20 protein-coding genes are annotated in these 26463 nt (G+C 72.7%); 9 read left to right on the top strand and 11 right to left on the bottom strand.

The genetic code is table 11. The annotated features are described in order from the left end of the window. Positions 1-126: 126 nt before the first annotated feature. Positions 127-996, top strand: a complete 870-nt coding sequence (locus AB0946_RS01790; RefSeq protein ID WP_366758670.1) for a helix-turn-helix transcriptional regulator — start codon at positions 127-129, stop codon at positions 994-996. A 45-nt stretch (positions 997-1041) separates the two neighbouring features. Here the strand turns inward: AB0946_RS01790 and AB0946_RS01785 are convergent, their stop codons facing one another. After that, positions 1042-2493, bottom strand: coding sequence for an MFS transporter (locus AB0946_RS01785; RefSeq protein WP_366758669.1), 1452 nt, complete (start codon positions 2491-2493; stop codon positions 1042-1044). Positions 2494-2667: 174 nt separating this feature from the next. Here AB0946_RS01785 and dusB point away from each other — a divergent pair, with 174 nt between their 5' ends. Continuing rightward, positions 2668-3798: a tRNA dihydrouridine synthase DusB gene (gene dusB / locus AB0946_RS01780; RefSeq protein WP_366758668.1), complete on the top strand. Its 1131-nt coding sequence runs from the start codon at positions 2668-2670 to the stop codon at positions 3796-3798. A 37-nt stretch (positions 3799-3835) separates the two neighbouring features. Here dusB and AB0946_RS01775 read toward each other — a convergent pair whose 3' ends face one another. The 4 genes from AB0946_RS01775 to AB0946_RS01760 all read right to left on the bottom strand — a co-directional run bounded on the left by AB0946_RS01775 (position 3836) and on the right by AB0946_RS01760 (position 10028). Next, positions 3836-5626, bottom strand: coding sequence for a CDP-alcohol phosphatidyltransferase (locus tag AB0946_RS01775; RefSeq protein WP_366758667.1), 1791 nt, complete (start codon positions 5624-5626; stop codon positions 3836-3838). A 112-nt stretch (positions 5627-5738) separates the two neighbouring features. Next, positions 5739-6383, bottom strand: a complete 645-nt coding sequence (locus AB0946_RS01770; protein ID WP_366758666.1) for a dihydrofolate reductase family protein — start codon at positions 6381-6383, stop codon at positions 5739-5741. 148 nt (positions 6384-6531) lie between these two features. After that, entirely contained in the window at positions 6532-8469 is a 1938-nt protein-coding gene (locus AB0946_RS01765; RefSeq protein WP_366758665.1) for a glycogen debranching N-terminal domain-containing protein, read from the bottom strand. Further along, positions 8466-10028 carry a hypothetical protein gene (locus AB0946_RS01760; RefSeq protein ID WP_366758664.1) on the bottom strand — a complete coding sequence of 521 codons (1563 nt, stop codon included), beginning with the start codon at positions 10026-10028 and terminating at the stop codon, positions 8466-8468. The genes AB0946_RS01765 and AB0946_RS01760 overlap by 4 nt, the downstream gene beginning before the upstream one ends. A 120-nt stretch (positions 10029-10148) precedes the next feature. Here AB0946_RS01760 and AB0946_RS01755 point away from each other — a divergent pair, with 120 nt between their 5' ends. The 5 genes from AB0946_RS01755 to AB0946_RS01735 all read left to right on the top strand — a co-directional run bounded on the left by AB0946_RS01755 (position 10149) and on the right by AB0946_RS01735 (position 17733). After that, complete coding sequence (locus AB0946_RS01755) at positions 10149-11369, top strand: ROK family protein (RefSeq protein ID WP_366758663.1); 1221 nt, start codon at positions 10149-10151, stop codon at positions 11367-11369. A 419-nt stretch (positions 11370-11788) separates the two neighbouring features. Further along, a complete protein-coding gene (gene ppdK / locus AB0946_RS01750; RefSeq protein ID WP_366758662.1) occupies positions 11789-14509 on the top strand; it encodes a pyruvate, phosphate dikinase in 2721 nt (906 codons plus the stop codon). Between the two features lie 251 nt (positions 14510-14760). Then, positions 14761-16008, top strand: coding sequence for a sugar ABC transporter substrate-binding protein (locus AB0946_RS01745; protein WP_366759121.1), 1248 nt, complete (start codon positions 14761-14763; stop codon positions 16006-16008). Beyond that, positions 16005-16907 carry a sugar ABC transporter permease gene (locus AB0946_RS01740; RefSeq protein ID WP_366758661.1) on the top strand — a complete coding sequence of 301 codons (903 nt, stop codon included), beginning with the start codon at positions 16005-16007 and terminating at the stop codon, positions 16905-16907. The genes AB0946_RS01745 and AB0946_RS01740 overlap by 4 nt, the downstream gene beginning before the upstream one ends. Further along, positions 16900-17733, top strand: coding sequence for a carbohydrate ABC transporter permease (locus AB0946_RS01735; protein ID WP_366758660.1), 834 nt, complete (start codon positions 16900-16902; stop codon positions 17731-17733). Before AB0946_RS01740 ends, AB0946_RS01735 begins: the two co-directional genes overlap by 8 nt. Before the next feature lie 12 nt (positions 17734-17745). Here the strand turns inward: AB0946_RS01735 and AB0946_RS01730 are convergent, their stop codons facing one another. Together AB0946_RS01730 and AB0946_RS01725 are read right to left on the bottom strand one after the other, a co-directional pair. After that, positions 17746-18513, bottom strand: coding sequence for a glucose 1-dehydrogenase (locus AB0946_RS01730; RefSeq protein ID WP_366758659.1), 768 nt, complete (start codon positions 18511-18513; stop codon positions 17746-17748). A 113-nt stretch (positions 18514-18626) separates the two neighbouring features. Continuing rightward, complete coding sequence (locus AB0946_RS01725; RefSeq protein WP_366758658.1) at positions 18627-19214, bottom strand: helix-turn-helix domain-containing protein; 588 nt, start codon at positions 19212-19214, stop codon at positions 18627-18629. A 110-nt stretch (positions 19215-19324) separates the two neighbouring features. On the opposite strand from AB0946_RS01725, the gene AB0946_RS01720 reads away from it, so the two are divergent. Then, positions 19325-20308 carry an NADPH:quinone reductase gene (locus AB0946_RS01720; RefSeq protein WP_366758657.1) on the top strand — a complete coding sequence of 328 codons (984 nt, stop codon included), beginning with the start codon at positions 19325-19327 and terminating at the stop codon, positions 20306-20308. Positions 20309-20712: 404 nt separating this feature from the next. Here the strand turns inward: AB0946_RS01720 and nirD are convergent, their stop codons facing one another. The 4 genes from nirD to AB0946_RS01700 all read right to left on the bottom strand — a co-directional run bounded on the left by nirD (position 20713) and on the right by AB0946_RS01700 (position 25947). After that, the gene (gene nirD, locus AB0946_RS01715; RefSeq protein WP_366758656.1) at positions 20713-21063 is read right to left on the bottom strand and encodes a nitrite reductase small subunit NirD; all 351 of its coding nucleotides are present in this window, start codon (positions 21061-21063) and stop codon (positions 20713-20715) included. Then, on the bottom strand, positions 21060-23669 hold the full coding sequence (nirB, locus tag AB0946_RS01710; RefSeq protein WP_366758655.1) for a nitrite reductase large subunit NirB: 2610 nt from the start codon (positions 23667-23669) through the stop codon (positions 21060-21062). The genes nirD and nirB overlap by 4 nt, the downstream gene beginning before the upstream one ends. Beyond that, on the bottom strand, positions 23670-24884 hold the full coding sequence (locus AB0946_RS01705) for an FAD-dependent oxidoreductase (RefSeq protein ID WP_366758654.1): 1215 nt from the start codon (positions 24882-24884) through the stop codon (positions 23670-23672). It abuts the gene before it with no gap. A 175-nt stretch (positions 24885-25059) separates the two neighbouring features. Continuing rightward, a complete protein-coding gene (locus AB0946_RS01700) occupies positions 25060-25947 on the bottom strand; it encodes an NAD(P)-binding domain-containing protein (RefSeq protein WP_366758653.1) in 888 nt (295 codons plus the stop codon). 98 nt (positions 25948-26045) lie between these two features. Between AB0946_RS01700 and AB0946_RS01695 the strand changes: the two genes are divergently transcribed. Further along, positions 26046-26393: a helix-turn-helix domain-containing protein gene (locus AB0946_RS01695; protein WP_366758652.1), complete on the top strand. Its 348-nt coding sequence runs from the start codon at positions 26046-26048 to the stop codon at positions 26391-26393. Positions 26394-26463 lie beyond the last annotated feature (70 nt).

Below are 26463 nucleotides of genomic sequence, written 5' to 3'. Positions count from 1 at the left end.
CCGGGGGCCGGGCCGGTCTCCGCGCCGGTCTCCGCGCCGGCTCCGGGTCATGCTGGTGGTCGGCGGCCCTTGTCCTGGTACTGGAAGCACCTGGAAACAGGCTGGCCGGACCGGCACCCTGGACGCATGACGACCTCGGTCCAGGAAACCCGGGCGCCCGCCCGGGGAGCGGAGATCCGTCGGCACGAGCTGGCCGCGTTCCTGCGCAGCAGACGCGAGCGCATCACGCCGGAGCAGGTGGGCCTGCCGCGCGGGGTCCGCCGGCGCACCCCCGGGCTGCGCCGCGAGGAGGTCGCCCACCTCTCCGCGGTCGGCGTCACCTGGTACACCTGGCTCGAACAGGCCCGTGACATCCAGGTCTCCGTCCAGGTCCTCGACGCCCTCGCGCGCGCCCTGCGCCTGGACGCCAGCGAACGCGCCCACCTCTTCCAGCTGGCCGGCGCGACGGACCCGACCCCGGCGGCGAACTGCCCGAGCGTCACCCCCGCGCTGCGCGCCATGTTGACCGGGCTGGAGCCGATCCCGGCCTGCATCCAGAACAGCCGGTACGACATCCTCGCCTACAACCGCACCTACGCCCGCCTCCTGGGCGACCTGGACGCGGTCCCGCCCGAGGACCGCAACTGCATGCTCCTCGTCCACACCAACAAGGAGTGGCAGGCGGCGGTCGTCCACCTGGAGAAGACCCAGCGTCTGATGGCCGCCCGGCTGCGCGCCGCCCTCGCCGGCCATCTCGGCGAGCCCGCCTGGAAGGTGCTCCTGAAGCGGCTGGACGAGTCACCCGCCTTCCGCGAGAACTGGCGGCGCTACGAGGTGGTCGACACCCGCTCCAAGTCCAAGGAGTTCCTCAACCCCCACGTGGGCCTCCTCAGCCTGGAGCACACGGACCTGTGGCTCGCCCCCGAGGTGGGCGCCCGGATGGTCACGTACACACCGAGGAACGAGGAGACCCGGCAGCGGCTGGAGAAGCTGCACGAGATCGCCTGCGCAGGCTGACGCGCCGCCCGGCTTCCTGAACGGCGGCCCGCCGGGCCCCCGCCGCTACGTCCGCTTCGCGGTTTCCACGACCTGGCGTACCTCCGGTGACCGCAGGCTCTCCGCCGTGCGGTCGGCGGTGCGGCGGGCCCAGTGGCCGCTGGTCAGGAAGCCGAGGGTCAGGACGGCCAGGCCGCAGGCGGTGAGGATCCACCAGCCGGGGCGGGCCGCCGAGACGAACACCTGCCGGTACGGGGACGAGCCGATGCCGGAGGCCAGGACGGCGCCGATGACCGCGACGCCGAGCGTCTGGCCCAGCTGCCGGCTGGTGGAGGCGACGGCTGCGGCGACACCGGCCTGGGTGCGCGGCATGCCGGAGACGGCCGTGTTGGTGATCGGCGCGTTCACGAAGCCGAAGCCGATGCCGAACAGGACGTAGCCGATCAGGAGGGTGGTATCGGAGGTCTCCGCCTCGAACGCGGCGAACAGCACACCGCTCGCGGTCATCGCCGCACCCGCCACCAGCAGCGGCAGGCGTGGGCCGCGGCTGCCCACCAGGCGGCCGGACAGCGGGGCGCACAGGAACGTCGGCAGGGCCATCGGGAGCATCCACAGGCCCGCGTGCAGGGCGTCCAGGCCGCGCACGTTCTGCAGGTACAGGGTGGACAGGAACAGGAAGCCGCCGAGGGCCGCGAACGCGCTGATCGCGATCACGGTGGCGCCGCTGAACGGGGCCGAACGGAAGAAGCGCAGGTCGATGAGGGGTTCGTCGCGGCGGGGCTCGTACCACAGGAGGGCCAGCAGCGCGGCCACGGCGACCACGGCGAACGGCGCCACCGGGCCGGCGCCCGACTCCGGCGCCTCGATGATCGCGTACGTCAGCGAGCCGAACAGGGCGATCACCAGCAGCTGCCCGACCGGGTCGGGACGGCGGGCCTTGGGCGCGCGGGACTCCGGGACGAAGCGGAGGGTGAGCAGCAGGGCCGCGAGGCCGACCGGGAGGTTGACCCAGAAGATGGACCGCCAGCTCACCGACTGCACCAGCAGCCCGCCGACCAGCGGGCCCGCCGCCATGGAGATGCCGACCACCGCGCCCCACACCCCGATCGCCCGGGCGCGTTCCCGGGCGTCGGTGAAGGTGTTGGTGATGATCGACATGGCGACCGGGTTGAGCATCGAGCCGCCCACCGCCTGGACCATGCGGAACACGATCAGCAGTTCCAGGTTGGGGGCGAGGGAGCACAGCGCGGAGCCGGCGGTGAACACCACCAGGCCCGCCATGAAGACGCGTTTGCGGCCGATCCGGTCGGCCGTGGAGCCCGCCAGCATCAGCAGCGAGGCCAGGACCAGTGTGTAGGCGTCGATCGTCCACTGCAGGCCGGAGGTGGTGGCGTGCAGGTCGCGCTGCATGGAGGGGAGGGCCACGTTCAGCGCGGTGTTGTCGAGACTCACGATCAGCAGGCTCATGCAGCAGATCAGGAGCACGAGCAGGCGTCGGCGAGGGCTCAGCTCTGGCATGGGTCTCATCGTACGCCGAACTCAATAGTGCGTCTAACTAATGACTCGTACATGGTCTCCGGGCGTCGGCCGGTGGCTCCGGCGGACGAGCCGCCCGGCGGGTGAGGGACAATGGGTCCTTGCCCAGCGTTCCCCTGTCCGTCCCGTGCCGTAGATCCGTCCGGAGTCCTGACGATGACCCACCCGCTCTCCATCGGCCCGCACGCCGTGACACCGCCCGTCGTGCTCGCACCCATGGCGGGGATCACCAATGCGCCCTTCCGTACCCTGTGCAGGGAGTTCAGCGGCGGCAAGGGGCTCTTCGTCAGCGAGATGATCACCACTCGGGCGCTGGTCGAGCGCAACGAGAAGACCATGCAGCTGATCAGGTTCGACCCGAGCGAGCAGCCGCGCTCGATCCAGCTGTACGGCGTCGACCCCGCGACCGTCGGCAAGGCCGTCCGCATGATCGCGGAAGAGGGCCTGGCCGACCACATCGACCTGAACTTCGGCTGCCCGGTGCCGAAGGTGACGCGCAAGGGCGGCGGGTCCGCGCTGCCGTACAAGCGGAACCTGCTGCGGGCGATCCTGCGGGAGGCGGTGTCCGGGGCCGGTGACCTGCCGGTGACCATGAAGATGCGCAAGGGCATCGACGACGACCACATCACCTACCTCGACGCCGGCCGCATCGCCGTCGAGGAGGGCGTGACGGCCATCGCCCTGCACGGCCGCACCGCCGCCCAGCACTACGGCGGCACCGCCGACTGGGACGCCATCGCGCGGCTGAAGGAGCACGTGCCGGAGATCCCCGTGCTCGGCAACGGTGACATCTGGTCGGCCGAGGACGCGCTGCGGATGGTGCGGGAGACCGGGTGCGACGGCGTGGTCGTGGGGCGCGGGTGCCTGGGGCGGCCCTGGCTCTTCGCGGACCTGGTCGCCGCGTTCGAGGGGCGGGACGACTTCCTGCGGCCCACGCTGCGGGAGGTCGCCGACGTCATGGTGCGGCACGCGACCCTGCTCGGGGAGTGGCTCGGGGACGAGTCCAAGGGCGTGGTCGACTTCCGCAAGCACGTCGCCTGGTACCTGAAGGGGTTCGCGGTCGGGTCCGAGATGCGCAAGCGGCTCGCGATCACGTCGTCGCTCCAGGAACTGCGGGCGGGGCTGGACGAGCTGGACCTGGACCAGGCGTGGCCGGTCGGTGCGGAGGGGCCTCGGGGCCGTACGTCCGGCAACAACCGGGTGGTGTTGCCGGACGGGTGGCTGAAGGACCCGTACGACTGCTCCGGGATCACCGAGGACGCGGAGCTCGACACGTCGGGTGGGTGAGCGCCCCCGGGGCTGCGCCCCTGGCCCCCGGGTCCCGTCAGCCGTTCTTCGGGTGGGGCGTTGAGCCGTAGGCCGTCAGGAAGCGGTCGCGGAAGGAGCTCATCTTCCACACCGGGGCGTCGTGGGCGGGGCGGAGCCCGTCCGTCCAGTTCCAGTCGGCGATCTTGTCCAGCATCCTGGGGTCCTTGGCGACGATCGACACCGGCACGTCACGGCTGGCGTGGTTGCCGCTGACCCGGGCGATGGGCTGGTGGTCGCCGAGGAAGACCAGCACGGTGTCCTCGGTGCCGTACCGCTCCAGCCACTCGGTCAGCGCGGTCACCGAGTACTGGACCGACTTGCCGTACTCCTCGCGGGACCTGGTGGTGTCGGCGATGACGTCGGCCGGCTTGTTCCCCGCCGCCTGGATGCCCTTGAAGACCGAGCCGTCGCCGAGCCGGTCCCAGCCGACCCTCTTGGGGATGGGCGCCCAGGGCTGGTGACTCGACGTCAGGATGAGCAGGGACATCCGTGCCTTGCCGGCGGCCGGCGGCTTGCTGTGCACCCGCTCCTGGTACTGCTGGAGGGCGTACTGGTCGGGCATGGTCGACCAGCTGAACTTCGGCCCCCGGTAACCCAGTTGGAAGGCGTTGTAGACCTTGTCCAGGCCGTACCACTTCTGCTCCGGCCACCCCTTCTGCACCCCCGGCATGACCCCCACCGTGTCGAACGCGCCGGTCTTGCGGAACGCCTCCGTCAGGCTGAGGTGGTCACTGGCCATCACCGTGCGGTAGCGCTGCTGATTGCTGATCCACAGGCCCGACATGGTGGTGGAGTGGCCGAGCCAGCTGCTGCCCCCGTACGTCGCCGAGGTCAGCCAGCCGCTCTTGGCGTGGAAGCCCGCCCTGGCCAGCGCCTTGGTGCGCACGTCGAGGGTCCGGTCCACGCCGGGCGCCATGATCGGGTCCTCGATCGCGCTGCGGCCGTAGCTCTCGATGAAGGTGAAGATCACGTCCTTGCCGCGCAGGTCGGGGACCAGCTGGCTGCCCGGCGTGTTCCCGAACGCGTCGACCCGGGCCACCTTCCGGAACTCCGCCTCGTCCTTCAGCGTGTCGGAGACCCGGCGGGCCTGGACCTTCAGCGCGTTCGCGGTGCGGGACGAGGCGATCGGCACGCCCGCCACCTGGAGCCCGAGCGAGGAACAGGTGATCCAGACGACCCCGGCGACCAGGGTGCCGCGGGTCGCGGTGCCGGGGTGCCGGGCGAGGAGGTTGCCCAGCCGGACCATCGCCAGGGCCAGCAGCACGAAGAGCAGCAGGACGGCCACGATCAGTCCGGCCACGGCGGCGAGGGTGGCCGTCCGGCCGAGGGAGTCCTCCAGGTACGACTCCGCGTCCCCGAACAGACCCCAGTCCAGTACGACGTTGAAGTTTCGGCCGAGGTACTGGCCGAACCCCATGTCCAGCGCGTTGAGCACGGTCATGGCCCCGAGCAGCACCCCGGACACCGCCGCCAGCACCACCCGGGGCCGCCGCGGCAGCGCGAGCAGCACGGCCGCCCCGATGACGGCCTCGGCGGGTATGCGGAGGAACTTCGCGGGCCCCAGCCGGACGACCGTGTTCGGCATCACCAGTGCGGCGACGACCAGCGCGGCGGCGAGCACGGTGACGGTGACGGACAGGGCCCGCGCGGCCTCCGGATGCCCCTCCCGCCAGCGCCCGCGCCAGGCCGACCAGGCGGCCCAGGGACGGCGGAACGTGCGGGCGGCGGGTTCGGTGACCTCTTCGGCCACGCCCTCGGCGGAGGAATCGGCAGAGGCAGCGGCAGAGGCAGGCTGGAGCGCGCTCATGCCCTCCCGTACGGCCCGCGGGGAAGCACCGTTCAGGGCAGCCGGGCAAACACCTGGTCAACACGGCCGGCGGTACGACCACATCGCGGCCTGGACATGAGTGGCCCTCGCCTCACCTTCGCCAGAACAGGTGGTGCGTCACACCGCTCGGGCTGGGCACGACCTCCAGGTGGAACCGGTCGAGCAGCTCGTCGGGAGACTCCCAAAGACGCAGTCCGGACCCGAGCTTCACCGGCGAGACCGCCACATGCAGGGTGTCGACGAGGCCGGCGTCGAGGAACTGCCGGATGGTGGTGACCCCGCCGCCGAGTCGGACGTCCCGGCCCCGCGCCGCCTCCTTCGCACGTGCGAGGACCGTGGCCGGGTCGCCGCCGACGAAGTGGAACGTGGTGTCGGAGAGCGTGAAGGACGGACGTTCGTGGTGGGTCATGACGAACACCGGAGTGCGGAACGGGGGCTCCTCCCCCCACCAGCCGCGCCACTCGTGGTCCTGCCAGGGCCCACGCTGGGGGCCGAACTTGTTGCGGCCCATGATCTCGGCACCGATGTCGCGTGCGAAGTCCCGCGTGAAGTAGTCGTCGAGGCCACGGCTGCCGCCGGGTTCCGTGCGCATGGGCCAGCTCGCCGTGGCTCCGGCCCAGGCGAACAGCCTCTCGGGATGGTCGAGACCGAACGGCCGCTCGAGACTCTGGTGCTCACCGGCACCGATTCCCTCACTCGAGACGTTGAAGTTCATCACTCTCAGCAGCTGATCCACGTCTGTCCTCCTCGGATCCTGTCGCGTCATCGCGCGGCGGGGCGCCGCACACCATGACGTCGAACGGGACGCGGCCGGATCGACAGCGGCCCGCGACTTTTTTCCGAGGAGGCCGCCGCCCGGTGTCCGGCGCCGCGAACGACAGGCCCTAGGCGCCCCCCACCGCCGTCAGCAGGGCGAGCGGCGCGGCGGCGGATCTGGCCCCCCGCCCGCACGCGTGCGGATACGGCACCGGCGAACCGTGCGGAGCGCGCCCGTACCCGGCCAGCACCTCCGGCAACCGGTGCCCGCCCGCCGTCGCCGCGTCGATCAGGGCATGGGCGACCGTGCGGGCCTCGTCGTGCAGCCCGTACCGCGCCAGGCCCAGGGCGATCAGCGCGTTGTCATGGGGCCAGACGGACCCCCGGTGGTGGGACAGCGGGTGGTACGCGGCCTGGCCGGAGGCCAGTGTGCGGACGCCCCAGCCCGAGAAGAAGTCGGGCTCCAGCAGCCGCCGGCCCACCACCTCGCCGTACTCCTTGTCCAGCAGCCCCGACCACAGCAGGTGCCCGGCGTCGGACGCCAGCGCGTCGATCTGCCGGCCCCGCCCGTCCAGGGCCAGCGCCGGGAAGGACCGCTCGCGCATCCAGAAGTCCCGCTGGAACCGGTCCCGGAGGTCGGCCGCCGCCTGTTCCAGCAGCGCGGCGTACGTCTCGTCCCCCCACACCGTCCGCGCCACCCCGGCCGTGCGGCGCAGCGCGTCGTACGCGTAGCCCTGGGCGCCCGCCGCCATCACCGCGCCGGTGGGCCGGGTGCCGTCGGCACAGCAGATCGCGCCGGGGGAGTCCTTCCAGTTCTGGTTGGCGAGGCCGCCCTCGTCGGCGCGGTAGACGAGGTAACCGCGCGAGGTCAGGCCACCGTGGTCGAGCATCCAGCCGACGGCGGCCCGGGCGTGCGGCTCCAGGCGCCGGGCCGGCTCCGTGTCGCCCGTCCGCTCGACGTACGCGCCGAGCAGGATCAGGAAGAGCGGGGTGGCGTCGACCGAGCCGTAGTAGCGGCCGAACGGCACCTGGCCGAAGTGGGCCAGCTCACCGTGGCGTACCTCGTGCACGATCTTGCCGGGCTGGGCGACCGGGGACGGGCCGGTGCCGGTGGCCTGGGTGGCGGCCAGGGCGAGGAGCGTGGCGGCGGCGGACCGGGGGTGGTACGGCAGGACGAACAGGGAGGTGAGGAGCGCGTCGCGGCCGAGCAGGGTGAGGAACCAGGGGGCGCCTGCCGCCGGTACGCGCAGGTCCTCGCCGTCCGGCCCGGTGGCCGGGACCTGGAGCGCCGCCAGGTCGGCGAGGCCCCGGGCGCAGGCGGCGGCCAGTTCCGGCCAGCCGGTCGGGAAGGCCACGCCCTCCATGAAGCGGGCTTCCTCCGCGAGGAGGTGTTCGCGTACGGCGGCGGGGTCGCGGGGCACGCGCAGGGCGCGCTTCTCGCCGTACGGGCGGGCGATCACCCGCAGCAGCAGCTCGGTCGTGCCGTGGGGTGCCAGGTCGAGGGTCCACACCAGGCGGCGGGCGCCGGTGCCGGTCTCCTCCACGGCGTCGGGGGCCGGGTCGGCCGTGATGGTCGTACAGGACCGCCACTCGGCGCGGCGGTAGGTGAACTCGATCCCGTCGGGCAGGACGTCGCGGGAGCGCAGGGCGCCGGGCTTGGCGTAGGTGCGGTGGTCGGAGCGGAGCTCGAACTGGTCGGTGAAGTCGGCGTCGACGGTGAGCGCGAGCCGTACCGTGGTGGGCACCGGGCGGTTGCTGGTGACCTTCACGGACTCCACGAACGAGCTGTCCCCGACGGCCTGTTCACGGAAGAGGGTGTACGCCGGAGGCTCCTGCCGGCCGCCGCGCGGGACCAGCACACAGCGGGCCTCGTCCCCGTCCGTGACCGGTGTGAGCACCTCGGGCACCGCGCCGTCGAGGGTGAGCTGCCAGCGGCTGAGGTGCCGGGCGTCCCGGACGAACAACCCGTCCGGGGAGCTGCCGCCCCGCACCCCGCTGATGTCGCCACGGTCGCCCACGGCGGCGAAGGTGGCGCCGTGCACGAGCAGATGATGCCGGTCCGTCATCCCCGGTCCCCTCCTCTGTCACTCCTGTCGAACGTTCCGGTGTCCGTGGGGGGTACGACTCTTTGTCCGCTCTTGTCCAGATGTTGACGCTCGTGGTGCGCGGCCGGCCGGTGGCACAGGTCGAGTGCGAGGGCCGCCGTCCAGCTGAAGCCGGTGGCTCCGCAGGGCGCGCCGGTGTACGGGTCGACGTACTCCGCGAAGTCGGAGGCGCCGGCGAGGTCCAGCACCGCCCGGCGCAGTGCCTCGGCCGCCGCCGTCTCACCGTGCGTGCGCAGGCCCCGCTCCAGCAGCCAGCCCGTGTTGAACCAGGCCGGTCCGCGCCAGTAGCGGTGCGGGTCGAAGGCCGCGCCGAGCAGGTCGTAACTGGGCACGAGCCGGGTGCGGTCACCGACCGAGAAGTGCGGCCCGCGCAGGGTGCGGACGAGGGTGGCGGCGATGTCGCGGGGGAGCCCGGGCAGGATCAACGGCACCAGACCGCAGACGGCGCGCTCGGGGAGGAGGCGGGATCGCCCCGGGCCGCCCAGCCCGTGGGAGGGGAGGGGTGCGGGTCCGGTACCGCAGGCGCCCCGCCCGGGTGCGGCGTCCTCGGCCCGCAGGTCCCGGCACAGGAACATTCCCGCGTCCGCGTCCCACAGCCGCTCCACCAGCGTCGCCGTCAGCCGGTGCGCGCGGGTCCTGCGGGCGGAGCCGGGCGCCCCCAGTTCCTCGGCGATCCGGGCCAGCGCGAGCTCGGAGGCGATGAGGAGGGCGTTGAACGCCGGGTCCTCCACGGCGAACTCGCCGCCCCCGTCCGCGTACCCGGCGTCCCGGTAGTCCGCGGCCAGCCGCACGTACCGCCCGTAGTCCAGATCCGTCGGCCGGTCCCCGGCCGCGCCGTGCTCGAGGTCGGCGCGGCGGAAGGAGCGGGCCGGGGCCGGGGTGATCCGGGCCAGCGGGGCGTCCCAGCAGGGGCTGTTGTCCATGCCCTGCTCCCAGGGGTGGACCACGGAGACCAGCCCGGCGCCGCCGAGGTCCCGGCGGTGCAGCAGGTACCGGTGCCAGGCGGCCAGTCGCGGGTGGACGCGGGCCAGGAAGCCGCGGGCCCGGGACAGCCGGGGATCGGCGCGGTGCACCAGCCAGGCCGCCAGCGCGTGCACCGGTGGCTGCACGATGCCGGAGGTCTGTAGCGTGCGCGGGGCGCCCGCCGTGCGCCCCGCGGTGGAGGAGCGCCAGAAGTCGGGGCTCGGGAAGTACGCGTCGAGCGGTACGGAGGGGTTGAACACGATGTGCGGGACGCGGCCGTCGGCCCACTGGGCCGCGAGCAGCGTCTCCAGTTCCGTCTGGGCCCGCCGCGGCGAGACGTGCCGCAGCCCGATGGCGACGAACGCCGAGTCCCAGGACCACTGGTGCGGGTAGAGGGCGCGGGAGGGCACCGTCGACGCGCCGGTCCAGTTCGCCTCCAGCACCCCGGCGGCCCTCGCGGGCAGGGACGCCGTGACCGGGGTGGCGGCCGTGGCCGGTGGATCGTATGCCGTCTCGTACGGGGTGGAACGGGCAGTGAGCTGGGCGGTGCGATCCACTCGGGGCTCCCCGAAGACGTCCGGCCGACGCGGTTCCGCCCCGGCCACCGTAGGGTTACGCCTATTTAACACGCAAAACTCAATATGTAAGGCAAACTTGAGAAGCACAAGGGGGTGCGCATGACCGGACGTCCGGGAAGGGCCGGCAAGAGCGGGGGCCAGGCGGGTGCCGGCGATCTGCTCGAACTGGTGCGCAGCGGGCGGGCCGTGACGCGCGGTGCGCTCCAGCGGGCGACCGGACTGTCCCGGGCCACCGTCGGCCAGCGCCTGGACCGGCTGTTCCGGGCGGGCTGGCTGCGCGAGGGCGCCGGCGGCCCGGTCGACTCGCCGCTCGGCGGACGCCCCTCCATCACCCTGGAGTTCGACGACTCCCACGCCGTGGTCCTCGTCGCCGACCTGGACACCCGGCACGCCCGCGCGGCCGTCCTCACCCTGACCGGTGAGATCCTCGCCGAGCAGGCCGGCACGCTGGTGGTCGAGGACGGCCCCGACGCGGTCCTGGGCGAGCTGGGCCACTGGTTCGCCGAGCTGCTGGCCAAGGCGGAGCGGGGCGCCGGGGAGGTGTGCGGCATCGGGCTGGCGGTGCCGGGCCCGGTGGACAGCGAGACCGGCCGGGTGGTCCAGCCGCCGATGATGCCGGGCTGGGACGGCTACGACATACCGGGCCGGCTCTCCCGCGCCCTCACCGACCGCACCGGCGCCCCGGCGGTCCCGGTCCTGGTGGACAACGACGCCAATCTCATGGCGTACGGCGAACAGCGCACCGGACACCCCGACTGCAGGGCCTTCGTGCTGGTCAAGGTGTCGACGGGCATCGGTGCCGGGGTGGTGGTGGACGGTTCGCTCTACCGGGGCGTCGACGGCGGCGCGGGCGACATCGGGCACATCCGGGTGGGCGCCGACGCGCTGTGCCGGTGCGGCTCGTACGGCTGTCTCGCGGCGGTGGCGAGCGGCGGTGCCGTGGCCCGCCGGCTGGCCGCCGCGGGGGTGCCGGCCGCCTCCGGCTCGGACGTGCGGGATCTGCTGGCCGCCGGGCACCCGGAGGCCGCCGCGCTGGCCCGGGAGGCCGGGCGGGAGGTCGGGGACGTGCTGGCGACGGTCGTGACCCTGCTCAACCCGGGTGTGCTGATGATCGCGGGCGACCTGGCCGGGACCCCCTTCCTGACCGGGGTGCGCGAGCTGCTGTACCAGCGGGCGCTGCCCCGTTCCACGGGCCACCTGGACGTCGTCACCTCGCGGCTCGGCGACCGGGCCGGGCTGATCGGTGCCGGCGCGCTGGTGGTGGAGCACCTGTACGCGCCGGACCGGGTGGAGCAGCGGCTGTCGGAGATGGGTGTGTGACAGGGCTGTTCGCCGCTCCTGGCCGGTGTCCGCCGGGCGGTCCGCATGGTGGAACGAGGCAGTCTGTGGCAGCGTGATTCTCGCCACCCTTGATAAGGGTTGCGCTCAGATGAGCGGATCAAGCACGGCTGCACTTCCTCAAGGGGTGGCACTGCGTGCCACCCCTTGATCGTTCATCGATCGAAATCAGTCGTGCCGCGACCCGCTCAGATGAGCATAAAACTGCACCTGTGGGCACTGCTGTCTTCAAGAGGTGAAAACATACGGCTGGCTTCGCTTGCCAAGCCTTGACTTTCGATCCACTGGCGGACGGGTGGTTACAGGCGCATGACGCGCAAGTGGACGTACCCAGGCACCTTCGATCTGGGTATGTTCCTCGCCATCAGGGCAGCCACCGTGGCCTCAAGGAGTCGAGACCCGTGTCGGAAAACAAAGAACCCCAGGCAGCGAAGTTCGTTTACGACTTCACCGAGGGCAACAAGGACCTCAAGGACCTGCTCGGCGGCAAGGGTGCCAATCTCGCCGAGATGACCAACCTGGGTCTGCCGGTCCCTCCCGGCTTCACGATCACCACGGAGGCCTGCAAGGTCTACCTGGAGAGCGGCGAGGAGCCCGCGGCACTCCGTGACGAGGTGAGTGCGCACCTCGCGGCCCTCGAAGCGAAGATGGGCAAGAAGCTCGGCCAGGCCGACGACCCGCTGCTCGTCTCCGTCCGCTCCGGCGCGAAGTTCTCCATGCCCGGGATGATGGACACGGTCCTGAACATCGGCCTGTCCGACACGTCGGTGCAGGGCCTGGCGGCCCAGGCCGGCGACGAGCGGTTCGCCTGGGACTCCTACCGCCGCCTCATCCAGATGTTCGGCAAGACCGTCCTCGGCGTCGACGGCGACCTCTTCGAGGAGGCCCTCGACAAGGCGAAGGCCGCCAAGAAGGTCGCGGTCGACACCGACCTGGAGGCCGCGGACCTGAAGAAGCTGGTCACCACCTTCAAGAAGATCGTCAAGAAGGAGGCGGGCCGGGACTTCCCGCAGGACCCGCGCGAGCAGATGGACCTCGCCATCAAGGCGGTCTTCGACTCCTGGAACGGCGACCGCGCCAAGCTGTACCGGCGCCAGGAACGCATCCCGCACGACCTGGGCACGGCCGTCAACGTCTGCTCGATGGTCTTCGGCAACCTCGGCCCCGACTCCGGCACCGGTGTCGCCTTCACCCGCGACCCCGCCTCCGGCCACCAGGGCGTCTACGGCGACTACCTGCAGAACGCCCAGGGCGAGGACGTGGTCGCGGGCATCCGCAACACCGTGCCGCTCGCCGAGCTGGAGCGGATCGACAAGAAGTCGTACGACCAGCTCATGCAGATCATGGAGACCCTGGAGAACCACTACAAGGATCTCTGCGACATCGAGTTCACCATCGAGCGCGGCCAGCTCTGGATGCTCCAGACGCGCGTCGGCAAGCGCACGGCGGGCGCGGCCTTCCGCATCGCCACCCAGCTGGTGGACCAGGGCCTCATCGACGAGACGGAGGCGCTCCAGCGCGTCACCGGGGCCCAGCTCGCCCAGCTGATGTTCCCGCGCTTCGACGAGCAGGCGAAGGTCGAGCAGGTCGCCCGGGGCATCGCGGCCTCGCCGGGCGCAGCGGTCGGCAAGGCGGTCTTCGACTCGTACACCGCGGTGAAGTGGTCCCGTTCGGGCGAGAAGGTGATCCTGGTCCGCCGGGAGACCAACCCCGACGACCTGGACGGCATGATCGCGGCCGAGGGCATCCTCACCTCCCGCGGCGGCAAGACCTCCCACGCGGCCGTCGTCGCCCGCGGCATGGGCAAGACCTGTGTCTGCGGCGCGGAGGAGCTGGAAGTCGACACCAAGCGCCGGCGGATGACCGTGCCCGGCGGACACGTCGTGGAGGAGGGCGACCTGATCTCCATCGACGGCTCGTCCGGCAAGGTGTACCTGGGCGAGGTCCCGGTCGTGCCCTCCCCGGTGGTGGAGTACTTCGAGGGCCGCATGCACCCGGGCGCCGACGACGCCGACGAGCTGGTCGAGGCGGTCCACCGCATGATGGCCTTCGCCGACCGCAAGCGCCGTCTGCGGGTGCGCGCCAACGCGGACAACGCCGAGGACGCGCTGCGGGCCCGCCGCTTCGGCGCCCAGGGCATCGGCCTGTGCCGCACGGAGCACATGTTCCTCGGCGACCGCCGTGAGCTGGTCGAACGCCTCATCCTCGCCGACACGGAGGAGGAGCGCGAGGAGTCCCTGAAGGCCCTGCTGCCCTTGCAGAAGAAGGACTTCGTCGAACTCTTCGAGGCGATGGACGGCCTCCCGGTGACCATCCGCCTCCTGGACCCGCCGCTGCACGAGTTCCTCCCCGACATCACGGAACTCTCCGTCCGCGTGGCCCTCGCGGAGTCCCGCCAGGAGCCGCACGAGAACGAGCTGCGCCTGCTCCAGGCCGTGCACCGGCTGCACGAGCAGAACCCGATGCTGGGCCTGCGCGGCGTGCGCCTGGGCCTGGTCATCCCCGGCCTGTTCACCATGCAGGTGCGGGCCATCGCGGAAGCGGCGGCCGAGCGGAAGGCGGCCAAGGGCGACCCGCGCGCGGAGATCATGATCCCGCTCGTCGGTACGGTCCAGGAGCTGGAGATCGTCCGCGAGGAGGCGGACCAGGTGGTCGCCGAGGTCGAGGCGGCGACCGGTACGCGGCTGAAGCTGGCGATCGGCACGATGATCGAGCTGCCGCGGGCGGCCCTCACGGCCGGCCAGATCGCCGAGGCGGCGGAGTTCTTCTCCTTCGGCACCAACGACCTGACGCAGACGGTGTGGGGCTTCAGCCGGGACGACGTGGAGGCCTCCTTCTTCACGGCGTACCTGGAGAAGGGCATCTTCGGCGTCAGCCCGTTCGAGACGATCGACAAGGACGGCGTCGGCTCCCTGGTGAAGGCGGCCGCCGAAGCGGGCCGTCGCACCCGCCCCGACCTCAAGCTCGGCGTCTGCGGCGAGCACGGCGGTGACCCGGAGTCGGTCCACTTCTTCCACGAGGCCGGCCTGGACTACGTCTCCTGCTCCCCGTTCCGCATCCCGGTCGCCCGGCTGGAGGCGGGCCGCGCGGCCACCCAGTCGGCGGGCAGCGACCACCGCTGACCCACCCGGTCCCCGGAGCCGCCGTCGGTCCCCGACCCTCACCGATCGGCGGCGGCCCCGGCGCACGAAAGAGGAGGGGCGGCACCCCAGTGCGGGGGGTGCCGCCCCTCTGCGCGGTGGTGGACGGCCGGAGGCCGGCCGTGGGACCTCTGCCGGGAGCGGTGACACACGGCCGCAACTCGTCTTTCGTAATCGGGGCGCATGGTTGATCGTTGGGCCGTGCATCGATGACGGACGTCAGGGGGCACACGATGACGATCAGCCGCAGGGATCTGCTGGCCGCAGGGGTGGGCGCCGGAGTGCTCACGGCCTGTGGCTCCAACACCGGCCGCGGCGGCGGAGGTTCGGGGCCGCAGCTGACGCAGTGGTACCACCAGTACGGCGAGCCCGGCACCGAGCGGGCCGTACGGCGCTACGCCGCCGGCTTCCGCGGGGCGCGTGTCTCGGTGCAGTGGCGGCCGGGGAACTACGACCAGCAGACCGCCGCCGCACTGCTCACCGACTCCGGGCCCGACGTCTTCGAGGTCAACGGGCCCACCCTCGACCAGATCCGGGGCGGGCAGGTGCTCGACCTCACCGACCTGGTGCAGGAGGTGAAGGACGACTTCAATCCGGCCGTGCTCGCGCCGAAGACCCACGACGGCAGGGTCTACGGCATTCCGCAGGTCATCGACATGCAGATGCTCTACTACCGCAAGAGCCTGCTGGAGGACGCCGGTGTCGAGCCGCCCGCCACCCTGGACGCCCTGGTCGACGCCGCGCACCGGCTCACCACCGGCAAGGTGAAGGGGCTCTTCCTCGGGAACGACGGCGGAGCGGGCGTGCTCGGCGGGACCCCCCTGTACGCGGCCGGGTTCCGGTTCGTCGGCGACGACGGCAAGCCCGGCTTCGACGACCCCGCCGCCGCCCGCACCCTCGGCAAGCTGCACCGGCTGTACGCCGACAAGTCCCTGCTCCTCGGCGCGCCCAGCGACTGGTCGGATCCGTCCGCCTTCGTACAGGGGCTGACCGCGATGCAGTGGACCGGGCTGTGGGCGCTGCCGCAGGTCCGCAAGGAACTCGGTGACGATTTCGGGGTGCTGCCCTTCCCGCGGGACGGAAGCCACGGGCGGCCCTCCGTGCCCGTCGGGGCGTACGGCGCCGCCGTCAGCGCCCGCAGCCGGCACAAGGAGACGGCCAAGGAGTACGTGAAGTGGCTCTGGGTCGAACGCACCGACCACCAGGAGGACTTCGCGCTCTCCTACGGGTTCCACATCCCCGCCCGGATCTCCCTCGCCGAGAAGGCCACCGCGCTCAAGGACGGTCCCGCCGCCGACGCCGTCCGCTTCACCACCGACCACGGCTACGCCCAGCCGCTGCTGTGGACCCCGGCCAGCCAGACCGCCTACCAGGACGCGCTCAGCCGGATCATCAGGGACGGGGCCGGTCCGGAGCGGGAACTGCGGGCCGTCGTACGGAAGGTGTCGGCCGAACTCGACCGTGTGAAGAAGACGTCGTGAGGCGGCGCCGGGCGCTCTGGTTCTGGGTGTTCGTCGGGCCCTTCGCGCTCGGGCTCGCGCTGTTCACGTACGTCCCGCTGCTGTGGAGCGTGGCGCTCAGCTTCTTCGACGCGCACAACACGGTCACGCCGACGCGCTTCGTCGGGCTGGACAACTACACGGCCATGCTGCGGGACCGGGCGTTCGTGGACAGCCTGAAGACCTTCGTCGTCTTCACGGCCTTCATCGTGCCCGTCACCTACGTCTTCTCCCTCTCGCTCGCCCTGATGGTCAACCGCCTCAGGGCCGCCCGGGCCTTCTTCCGGTCCGTGTTCTTCCTGCCGGCCGCGTGCAGTTACGTCGTGGCCGCGCTCATCTGGAAGATGTCGCTGTTCAACGGGGTGCGGTTCGGGCTCGCCAACACCGTGCTGGGATGGTTCGGCGGCGACCCCGTCGCCTGGCTGTCCACCACCGATCCGCCCTGGTACTGGCTGGTCATCGTGACCGTACGGCTGTGGCTCCAGGCCGGGTTCTACATGATCCTGTTCCTCGCCGGGCTCCAGCGGATCGACCCGGCGTTGTACGAGGCGGCGGCGGTGGACGGGGCCCGGCCCGGCTGGACGGTGCTGCGGCACATCACCCTGCCCCAGCTGCGGGCCACCTCGGCCGCGGTGGTGCTGCTGCTCGTCGTGAACGCCTTCCAGGCCTTCGACGAGTTCTACAACCTGCTGTCCGACGCCCGGGGCTATCCGCCGTACGCCCGGCCGCCGTTGGTCTACCTCTACTACACCGCCCTCGGACAGGGGCAGAACCTCGGGCTCGGCAGCGCGGGCGCGGTGATCCTCGCGCTGGTCATCGCCGTCGTCACGGTGGGGCAGGCGCGCTGGCTGCGGCTGGGGAGGACGGACGGCGATGGATGACGCCCTGGTACGGGCCGGGCGGGCGCTGCGGCTGGTGCTGCTGATCGCGCTCGCCCTGCTCTTCCTGATCCCCTTCTACCTGCTCGTGCGCAACGGGCTGGCCGACGAGAAGGACATCACGTCCCCCGAGTGGACCTTCTTCCCCCGCCACCTGCGCTGGGGGAACGTCGGCGAACTGTTCGGCGACCCGTCCGTGCCGTTCGCCCGGTCGCTGCTCAACTCCGCGCTGATCGCCGTCGCCACCACCCTCGGCACCCTGCTCCTCGCCTCCCTCGCGGGGTACGGCCTCGCCCGCATCCCCTACCGCCACGCGAACAAGGTCTTCTACGCCGTCCTGGGCACCCTGCTCATCCCGGCGGCCGTCACCTTCGTGCCCAGCTTCGTGCTGGTGTCGTCGCTGGGCTGGGTCTCCACGCTGCGCGGACTGATCGTGCCGACCCTGTTCCCGGCCTTCGCCTGCTTCGTGTTCCGGCAGTACTTCCTCGGCTTCCCCCGGGAGCTGGAGGACGCGGCACAGGTGGACGGGCTCGGGTACTGGCGGACGTACTGGCTCGTCGTCGTGCCGGGCGCCCGTCCGGTGTTCGCCGCGGTCGGGACGATCGTGTTCCTCGGCGCGTGGAACTCCTTCCTGTGGCCGCTGGTGATCGGGCAGGACCAGAGCGCCTGGACGGTGCAGGTGGCCCTGTCCTCGTTCACCACCGCCCAGGTCGTACGGCTGCACGAACTGTTCGTCGCGGCGGCCGTGTCGATCCTGCCGCTGCTCCTGGTGTTCCTGTGCTTCCAGCGGTGGATCGTGGCCGGGGTGGAGCGGTCCGGGATCGACTGACGCGGCCGGAGTTCAGGCCGTGGAGCCGCCGTCGATCACCAGGTCGGCGCCGACCACCGAGGCCGCGTCGTCCGAGGCCAGGTACAGCACGGCGGCGGCCACCTCCGCGACGGTGGAGACCCGGCCGAGCGGCACCTCGTCGCGCATGCGCGCGGCCCGTCCGGCCTCGGTCTCCCCGTCCCGGAACGACATGTCCGTGGCGGTGGGGCCGGGACTGACGGCGTTGACGCGCACACCGTCGGCGATGTGGTCCAGGGCGGCGGCGCGCGTGAGGACGGACACGGCCGCCTTGCTGACGGCGTAGCCGCCGGTGCCGGGCCGCCTGCTGTGCACGCCGATCCGGGAGGCGATGTTCACGATGGCGCCGCCGTTCGGCTGGGTGCGCATCCGCGCGATCTCGGCCTGGAGGGCGAGGAAGACACCGGTGACGTTGATGTCGAGCATCCGGCGCCAGTCCTCCTCGGCCAGGTCGCCCACGGACCGCCCCCGGCCCTGAAGCACCCCGGCGTTGTTCACGGCCACGTCCAGGGAGCCGAACCGGTCCACGGTGGTGTCCACCAGGGCGCGCAGATCGTCGGCGCGGGAGACGTCGGCGGTGACGGCGAGCCCCTTGCCGCCCTCGGCCTCGATCAGTGCCACGGTCCCGTCCAGCGGTTCCCGGCGCCGGCCGGCGACGACGACCCGGGCGCCCTCCCGGGCCAGGGCGAGGGCCACCCCGCGGCCGATGCCGGAGCCGGCGCCGGTGACGAGGGCGGTCCGGCCGGAGAAGCGGTGCGTCATAGGAGGTTCCCTTTTCTAGACCGAGCGGTTCGGTATGAAGTGAGAAGAGCACGCCTCAGGAAGGCGCCTGCCGCGACGAGCGCGTTCGGGAAGCGCGTTCTTCGTGGCCCTGCTCAGGTGTCCAGCAGTGCCAGGGCCTGCTCCGCCGCGTCCCGGACCCTGGCCGGGTCCGTCGAGGCCTTGCCCACCACCCGCAGGCCCTGGAGCAGGACCAGCAGCATGCGCGCGAGGGCCAGCGGGTCGCGGTGCCCGGCCAGCTCGCCCTGCGCCTGGGCGCGGACGAGGGCGGAGTGCAGCAGGGTCTCGACGGTGTCCCAGCTGCGCTCCACCCGGCGGGCGGCCTCCCGGTCGTGCGGGGCCAGCTCGACCGCCGTGTTGGTGACCAGGCAGCCCTGCTCCCGGGTCGCCTCGGCGGCGGCCTCGGCGGCGAACCGCCGGACCAGCCCGCGCACGGCCGGCAGCACCGGGCCGGGCCGGGACAGCTCCCGCGTCAGCACCGGGTCCTGCGTCTGCCCGTACCGGTCCAGCGCCCGCAGGTACAGCTCGTGCTTGCTGCCGAAGGTGGCGTACAGGCTGGCCTTGCCGATGCCCAGGTGCCCGACCAGGTCGGCCATCGACGTCGCCTCGTAGCCGCGCCGCCAGAACAGCTCCAGGGCCGACTGGAGCGCCGTGTCGGGGTCGAATTCCTTGGGTCTGGCCATGGGGGAAGCCTAGGGCTGTCTGAACCGAGCGGTCAAGAAAAGCGGTGGCCGAGGAGGTGCTCGCGAAGGCGCCGCGCGCGTCCCGGCCCCCGGTGGCAGCATGGAGGGCCATGCGTGCCGCGTACATCGAGCAGCTCGGTCCCCCGGACGTCATCCGGTACGGCGAGCTGCCCGCGCCCCGCCCCGGCCCGACCGACGTCCTGGTGGACGTGCTCGCCACCGCCGTGGACCCGGTGGACGCCCTCGTCCGGTCGGGGGTCTTCCGTACGGCCGTGGACTTCCCGTTCGTCATCGGCCGGGACCTGGTGGGGACGGTCGCGGAGACCGGACCCGGTGCGACCGGCTTCCGGGCCGGTGACCGCGTGTGGTGCAACAGCCTCGGGCACGAGGGACGGCAGGGCGCGGCCGCCGAGCAGGCGGTGGTGGCGGCCGACCGGCTCTACCCGCTGCCCGACGGCGTCGACCCGTTCCTCGCCGTGGCCGCTCTGCACCCGGCCGCCACCGCGTACCTCGCCCTGTTCGTCCACGGCCGCCTCCGCCTCGGCGAGACCGTGCTGGTCGCGGGCGCCGCGGGCAACGTCGGCAGCGCCCTGGTGACGTTCGCCGCGCGGGCGGGGGCCAGGGTCCTCGCCACGGCCGGCGCCCGGGACGCCGCGTACTGCGCCGAGTCCGGCGCGGCCGAGGTGTTCGACTACCGCGACCCGGAGCTGACCGGGAGGATCCGCCGGGCGGCGCCGGCCGGTGTCGACGTGTACCTGGACACGGCGGGCGTCAACGACCTGGAGACCTCGGTCGGTCTGCTCGCCCGCCGTGGCCGGGTGGTGCTGCTCGCCGGCGCGGGGACCCGGCCCGTGCTGCCCGCCGGACCGCTGTACATGAACGGCGGCTCCGTCGTGGGCTTCGTCATCTCGCACGCGACGACCGTCGAACTCGCCGCCGCCGCGAGCGCCGTCAACGACCTGCTCGGGCAGGGGCTGCTGCGGCCCCGGAGCGTGGAGGTGCTCCCGCTGGGCGCCGCCGCCGAGGCGCACGCGCGGATGGAGAGGGGAGAGCTGCGGGGCCGCCGGCTCGTGCTGCGCACGGACCTGGCCTGACCTGGTCCGGCCCGGCGGCCGGCGTCCCGGTCCGTGCGCCCCGCGGTCTCCGCCGGCGCTACAGCGTCCGCAGCGCCTCTCGCACGCGACGACCGTCGAACTCGCCGCCGCGAGAGCTGGGCGCCGCCGCGCTGCGGGGCCGCCGGCTCGTGCTGCGCACGGACCTGGCCTGACCTGGTCCGGCCCGGCGGCCGGCGTCCCGGTCCGTGCGCCCCGCGGTCTCCGCCGGCGCTACAGCGCCCGCAGCGCCTCTCGCACGCGACGACCGTCGAACTCGCCGCCGCGAGAGCTGGGCGCCGCCGCGCTGCGGGGCCGCCGGCTCGTGCTGCGCACGGACCTGGCCTGACCTGGTCCGGCCCGGCGGCCGACGTCCCGGTCCGTGCGCCCCGCGGTCTCCGCCGGCGCTACAGCGCCCGCACCTCGTACGCGGTCACCCGCACCGACTCGTCGTCCAGGCACTCCCCGGTGACCAGGTCGAAGCGCTGCTTCAGCAGCGGGGACGCCACGAACGGGCGGCCCCGGTGGGTGCCGGTCAGGCCGCGGGAGAGGACGGCGGCGCCGGTGAAGGGGTCGCGGTTGTCGACGGCGTACAGCCGGTCCGCGCGGTCGCGGAAGAGGGCCACCTGGCGGCCGTCCGGCAGCAGGGCCGCCACTCCGCGGCCCGGGACCAGCAGGCTCAGGTCGCAGACCGTGAACCAGTCGTCCGCCAGCTGGAGCTGGACCTTCAGGTCGGTCGTCTCAACTGCCAGGGTCATCGCTGGGCGCTTCCTTCCAGGACGTCGTCGGCGGGCCGCAGGCCGATGCTCAGCAGCGGCAGGTCGGGCTTGATCTGGTCGCGCTCGGGGACGAAGGAGACGACCGGGTCCGGGGTGTCCGGGGCGTTCACGAAGGACACGAACCGGGCCAGCTTCTCGGGGTCGTCGACCGTCTCCGCCCACTCGTCGCGGTAGTTCGCGACGTGCGCCCGCATCAGCTGCTCCAGCTCGTCGCAGATGCCGAGCGAGTCGTGCACCACCACGTCCCGTACGTGTTCCAGGCCCCCCGGAATGCGCTCCAGCCAGGTGCTGGTGCGCTCCAGACGGTCGGCCGTACGGATGTAGAACATGAGGAACCGGTCGATCAGCCGGACCAGTTCCGCGTCGGACAGGTCCTGCGCCAGCAGGTCGGCGTGGCGCGGGGTGGCGCCGCCGTTGCCGCCGACGTACAGGTTCCAGCCGCCCGAGGTGGCGATCACCCCGAAGTCCTTGGACTGGGCCTCCGCACACTCCCGGGCGCATCCTGACACCGCCGACTTCAGCTTGTGCGGGGACCTGAGGCCCCGGTAGCGCAGCTCCAGGTCGATCGCCATCCGGACCGAGTCCTGCACGCCGTAGCGGCACCACGTGGAGCCCACGCAGGACTTCACCGTGCGCAGCGACTTGCCGTAGGCGTGGCCGGACTCGAAGCCGGCGTCCACCAGCCGGGCCCAGATCAGCGGGAGCTGCTCGACACGGGCACCGAACATGTCGATCCGCTGACCGCCGGTGATCTTCGTGTAGAGGCCGAAGTCGCGGGCGATCTCGCCGATCACGATCAGCTTCTCCGGTGCGATCTCCCCGCCGGGGATGCGCGGCACCACCGAGTACGAGCCGTTCTTCTGGAGGTTGGCGAGGAAGTGGTCGTTGGTGTCCTGGAGCGCGGCCTGCTCGCCGTCCAGGACGTAGCCGCTCGCGCCGATCACCGGGGCGAGGGAGGCGATGATCGAGCCGACGGCGGGCTTGCACACCTCGCAGCCGTCCCCGCCCCGGGCGCCCTCGCGGCCGTGGCGGTCCAGCAGCTCCTGGTACGACGTGATGCGCAGGGCCAGGACGATCTCGTACAGCTCCTCGCGGGTCTGGGCGAAGCAGCCGCACAGGCCCTTGTCGACCTCGACACCGGACGCCTCCAGCTCGGCGTCGACCAGCTGGCCCAGCACCTTCACGCAACTGCCGCAGGTGGTGCCGGCCTTGGTGCACTTCTTCACCTCGGGCACCGTGGTGCACCGGTGCTCGGTGACCGCCTCGCGGATCGTGCCCTTGCGGACGTTGTTGCAGGAGCAGATGATCGCGTCGTCCGGCAGCGCGGCCGCGCCCAGCTGTGCCCCCGGATCGGCCCCGGCGGGCAGCACGAGCGACTCGGGGGAGACGGGCGGCACCGAGCCGGTGAGCGCGCGCAGGGTGCCGTACGCCTCCGCGTCACCGACCAGGATGCCGCCGAGCAGCGTGCCGTCGGCGCCGATGACCAGCTTCTTGTACAGGCCGGCGCGGGAGTCGGAGTAGACGACGTCCAGGCAGTTCTCGGTGGTGCCGTGCGCGTCGCCGAAGGAGGCCACGTCGACGCCGAGCAGCTTCAGCTTGGTGGACAGGTCGGCGCCGGTGAAGGAGGCCTCGTCGGCCGCGATGGTCGCGGCGGCCGTCTCCGCCTGCTCGTAGCCCGGTGCCACCAGTCCGTAGACCCGGCCGTCGGCGGCCAGCGCGCACTCGCCGATCGCGAACACGTGCGGGTCGGAGACGGTCCGGCACTGCTCGTCCACCGCGATGCCGCCGCGCTCGCCGACCGTCAGGCCCGCGTCGCGGGCCAGCTGGTCGCGGGGGCGGACACCGGCGCTGAACACCACCATGTCGGTGGCGAGTTCGGAGCCGTCGGAGAGCTTCATGCCGGTGACGGCACCGGAGTCGTCCGTCACGATCTCCTGGGTGCCCACACCGATATGGACGGTCAGGCCCATGTCCCGGATGGTCCGCAGCAGCGCCGCGCCGCCCCCGTCGTCCACCTGCACCGGCATCAGGCGCGGCGCGAACTCCACGACGTGCGTGTCGAGTCCGAGCCCCTTGAGCGCGCCGGCGGCCTCCAGGCCGAGCAGACCGCCACCGACCACGGCACCCGTGGCCGCCCGGGTCCTCGCGTACTCCTCGATCGCCAGCAGGTCCTCGATGGTCCGGTACACGAAGCAGCCCGTGGCGTCCTTGTTCGGCACCGGCGGCACGAACGGGTAGGAGCCGGTGGCCAGGACGAGGACGTCGTAGTCCACGGCCAGGCCCGAGCGGGCGGTCACCGTGCGCGCCTCGCGGTCGATCGTCTGTACCGGGTCGCCGAGGTGCAGCTCGATGCCGTGGTCCTCGATGAACCGCATGTCGGTCATGGAGAGGTCCTCGGGCGTCCTGCCGGAGAAATACGAGGTCAGCTGGACGCGGTCGTACGCCGGACGCGGCTCCTCGCACAGCACGACCACGCGGTGCGTGGCGGTCAGGCCGCGCTCGGCGAGCGCCTCGAGGAAGCGCTGGCCGACCATGCCGTGGCCGACGAGCACGATCGTGGGGGTGGCCCCCGGGGTGGCGGTCATTCAGGAGCCTCCATCGTTGGTGAGCAGGTGGAGCAGGGGGCCGTCGTCGGGGAGCGGCTCCGCTCCCTCCCAGGCGCGGGCGAGCGCGCCGACGGTGCCGAGTTCGCCGACGAGGACCCCGCCGACCAGGCGGTCGTCGCGGACGACGACCTTGCGGTAGGTGCCGCGGGTGGCGTCGGCGATCCGTACGACGTCGTCACCCGGGAGCGGCTCGGTCTCGCCGAACGCGGCGAGGTCGAAGGGGGAGTCGGGACCCGTGAGGGTCAGCCGGGTCAGCGAGCGGGTGCCGGTGTAGCGGGCACGGGCGTCGCCCGCGAGCAGCTCGGCGAGCGCGTCGGCCTGTTCCAGGGCCGGGGCGGCCAGGCCGTAGACCGTGCCGTCGTGCTGGGCGCAGTCGCCGATGGCGTGCACGCGCGGGTCGGAGGTGCGCAGCTCGTCGTCCACGAGGACGCCCTTGCGGACGGCGAGGCCCGCCTGCTCGGCGAGGCCGGTGCGGGGCCGTACCCCGCAGGCGAGGACCACGAGGTCGGCGTCGAGCGCGTACCCGTCGGCCAGCTCCACCGAGCGGACCGCGCCGGCGACGCAGCGCACGTCCCGCACCCGGCACTCGGTGTGCACCTCGACGCCCAGCTCGGTCAGGTGCCGCAGCACCAGCCGGGAGGCGTCGGGGTCGAGCTGGCGCTCCATGAGCCGCTCGGCCTGCTGGGCGAGCACCACCTGGGCGCCGCGCACGGCGAGCGCGCGGGCCGCGGAGACGCCGAGCAGCCCGCCGCCGATGACGACCGTCCGTACGCCGGGCCGCACGGCCTCGGCGAGGCCGAGGCAGTCGTCCATGGTGCGGAACGCGTGGACGCCCTCGGGCAGTTGGTGGCCGGGCGTGAACAGGCCGCGCAGCGGGGGCAGCACCGGGTTGGAGCCGGTGGCCAGCACCAGCGCGTCGTACGCGATGCGCGTGCCGTCGGCGCAGGTGACGGCGCGGGCGGCCCGGTCGATGCCGGTGACCCGGGTGCGCAGCAGGCCGGCGGGCGGCGGGAGGGCGATCACCTCCGGGGCGTACCGGCCGGCCAGCACCTCGGCCAGCAGCACCCGGTTGTACGGCGCGTGCTCCTCCTCGCCGACGAGCAGCGCGGGCGTGCCCAGCTCGCCGAGCCGCCGGGCGAGCCGTACGCCCGCGAGGCCGGCGCCGATCACCACCACACGCGTATTCGAGGTCATGTCCCGAGCGTGCGTCCCCGACGTTACCCGGCAGCATCACGTCTGTTTCCCGGGAGGAACGCTGCCCTCAGCGGACCGGGGCGGGGGGTGTGAGGGGGTCGCGCGGGGCCGGGCAGGGGTGTGAGGCGGGGCCGCCGGGGGGCCTGGGGCCGGCCCGGCTGGCGCCCGGACGCGGTCAGCGGGTGCGCAGCAGGTCCACCAGGCCGGTGGTGTCCTCCGTGGCGTGGCCCGCCGCCACCCGTTCGCGCATCAGGTCCAGGAAGGGGGTGAGCAGTTCCGCGCTCACGCCCTGTTCCGCGGCCGTGCGCAGCAGCGTCCCGCTGCCGGCGACCTGCATGCCCAGGTGGGAGACGACCCCGGTGGTGTAGTCACCGGACGTCAGCCGGCCGGCCGTCTCCTTAGCCGTGCCGGCCATCGCGTTCAGCCAGGGCACGAGCAGCGCGGCGAAGTCCCCGGGCGCCACCTGCGTCCCGCGCAGCAGCGCGAACGCGTGGGTGACCCCGGCGAACATGCCGTACATCGCGCTCAGCAGCGCCACGTCGTGCAGCGCGGCGAGAGCGGGATCGGCCCCGACGTACTCGGTGGCGGCCGGGACGGCGAGGGCGGCCCGGTGCTCCTCGAACAGTTCCGGGTCGCCGCTGTAGAGGACGAAGGCGCCGGGCGCGCCGATCATCGGCGGTACGGCCATGATCCCGCCGTCCAGGAACCGGGCGCCCCGCTTCTCCGCCCAGGCGGCGCGCTCCCGGGCGTCGGCGGGGGTGCCGGTGGTGAGGTTCACCAGGTCCCGGCCGGCCAGCTCGGCGGAGTCCAGGGCGGCGCCCACCGAGGCGTCGTCCAGCAGACAGGCCACGACGAGCCGGTTCGCGGCCACCGCCTCGGCCGCGCTCCCCGCCGCCACCGCGCCCTCGGCGGTCAGCGCGGCCGTCCGTCCGGGCGTGCGGTTCCACACGGTCAGCGGGTGCCCGGCGGCGAGCCAGGCCCGCCCGAGCGCGGTGCCCATCGCACCGGTGCCGAGCAGGGTCAGGGGAGTGGGGGACGCGGAGGAAAGGGAGGTGTCGGTCATGGCGACTAGGCTCGCCCGTGGAGCCGCCGCGCAGAAGTACGTACTTCCGAGTGGGTGGTTACCAGCGGGAAAGCATGCGGGTCGGAAGGGGGAGGACCATGCCGGTGGGACGGCGGCCGGGGGCGTACCTGTGCGGAACCGACGCGGCGATGGACATCATCGACGGCAAGTGGAAGGTGTCGATCCTGTGGGTGCTGGGCGAACGCGGTACGTGCCGCTTCGGTGAGCTGCGCCGGCGGCTGCCCGGCGTCACGGAGAAGGTGCTCGCCGCGCAGCTGCGCGAACTGGAGGCCGACGGGGTCGTGCACCGCGAGGAGTACGACGAGGTGCCGCCCCGCGTCGAGTACACGCTGACCCGGAGCGGCCTGCAGCTGAACGAGGCGCTGGAGCCGCTCGGCAACTGGGGCAGGCGACACGTCCTGGGCGGGGCACCGGCGCCGCACTGAGCCGTCCAGGGGTCCAGGGTCTCCCGTCCGGATCATGCCGGGCTCGCGGGCCCCGGCACCGCGCCCCGCC

Origin of the sequence: Streptomyces sp. NPDC046870, from assembly GCF_040704595.1 — a bacterium.
Lineage (GTDB): Bacteria > Actinomycetota > Actinomycetes > Streptomycetales > Streptomycetaceae > Streptomyces > Streptomyces argyrophylli.
The sequence above is the reverse complement of the archived record's forward strand: the minus strand, read 5'-3'. Positions and strand labels throughout refer to the sequence as shown.

What these genes read in the sequence shown, in the direction of transcription:
- nirD (WP_366758656.1), bottom strand. Translation starts at nt 21,063, where the DNA reads ATGACCCTGGCAGTTGAGACGACCGACCTGAAGGTCCAGCTCCAGCTG.
- AB0946_RS01720 (WP_366758657.1), top strand. Translation starts at nt 19,325, where the DNA reads ATGCGTGCCGCGTACATCGAGCAGCTCGGTCCCCCGGACGTCATCCGG.
- AB0946_RS01705 (WP_366758654.1), bottom strand. Translation starts at nt 24,884, where the DNA reads ATGACCTCGAATACGCGTGTGGTGGTGATCGGCGCCGGCCTCGCGGGC.
- AB0946_RS01725 (WP_366758658.1), bottom strand. Translation starts at nt 19,214, where the DNA reads ATGGCCAGACCCAAGGAATTCGACCCCGACACGGCGCTCCAGTCGGCC.
- AB0946_RS01775 (WP_366758667.1), bottom strand. Translation starts at nt 5,626, where the DNA reads ATGAGCGCGCTCCAGCCTGCCTCTGCCGCTGCCTCTGCCGATTCCTCC.
- AB0946_RS01700 (WP_366758653.1), bottom strand. Translation starts at nt 25,947, where the DNA reads ATGACCGACACCTCCCTTTCCTCCGCGTCCCCCACTCCCCTGACCCTG.
- AB0946_RS01745 (WP_366759121.1), top strand. Translation starts at nt 14,761, where the DNA reads ATGACGATCAGCCGCAGGGATCTGCTGGCCGCAGGGGTGGGCGCCGGA.
- AB0946_RS01730 (WP_366758659.1), bottom strand. Translation starts at nt 18,513, where the DNA reads ATGACGCACCGCTTCTCCGGCCGGACCGCCCTCGTCACCGGCGCCGGC.
- AB0946_RS01735 (WP_366758660.1), top strand. Translation starts at nt 16,900, where the DNA reads ATGGATGACGCCCTGGTACGGGCCGGGCGGGCGCTGCGGCTGGTGCTG.
- dusB (WP_366758668.1), top strand. Translation starts at nt 2,668, where the DNA reads ATGACCCACCCGCTCTCCATCGGCCCGCACGCCGTGACACCGCCCGTC.
- AB0946_RS01785 (WP_366758669.1), bottom strand. Translation starts at nt 2,493, where the DNA reads ATGCCAGAGCTGAGCCCTCGCCGACGCCTGCTCGTGCTCCTGATCTGC.
- AB0946_RS01790 (WP_366758670.1), top strand. Translation starts at nt 127, where the DNA reads ATGACGACCTCGGTCCAGGAAACCCGGGCGCCCGCCCGGGGAGCGGAG.
- AB0946_RS01755 (WP_366758663.1), top strand. Translation starts at nt 10,149, where the DNA reads ATGACCGGACGTCCGGGAAGGGCCGGCAAGAGCGGGGGCCAGGCGGGT.
- nirB (WP_366758655.1), bottom strand. Translation starts at nt 23,669, where the DNA reads ATGACCGCCACCCCGGGGGCCACCCCCACGATCGTGCTCGTCGGCCAC.
- AB0946_RS01695 (WP_366758652.1), top strand. Translation starts at nt 26,046, where the DNA reads ATGCCGGTGGGACGGCGGCCGGGGGCGTACCTGTGCGGAACCGACGCG.
- AB0946_RS01765 (WP_366758665.1), bottom strand. Translation starts at nt 8,469, where the DNA reads ATGACGGACCGGCATCATCTGCTCGTGCACGGCGCCACCTTCGCCGCC.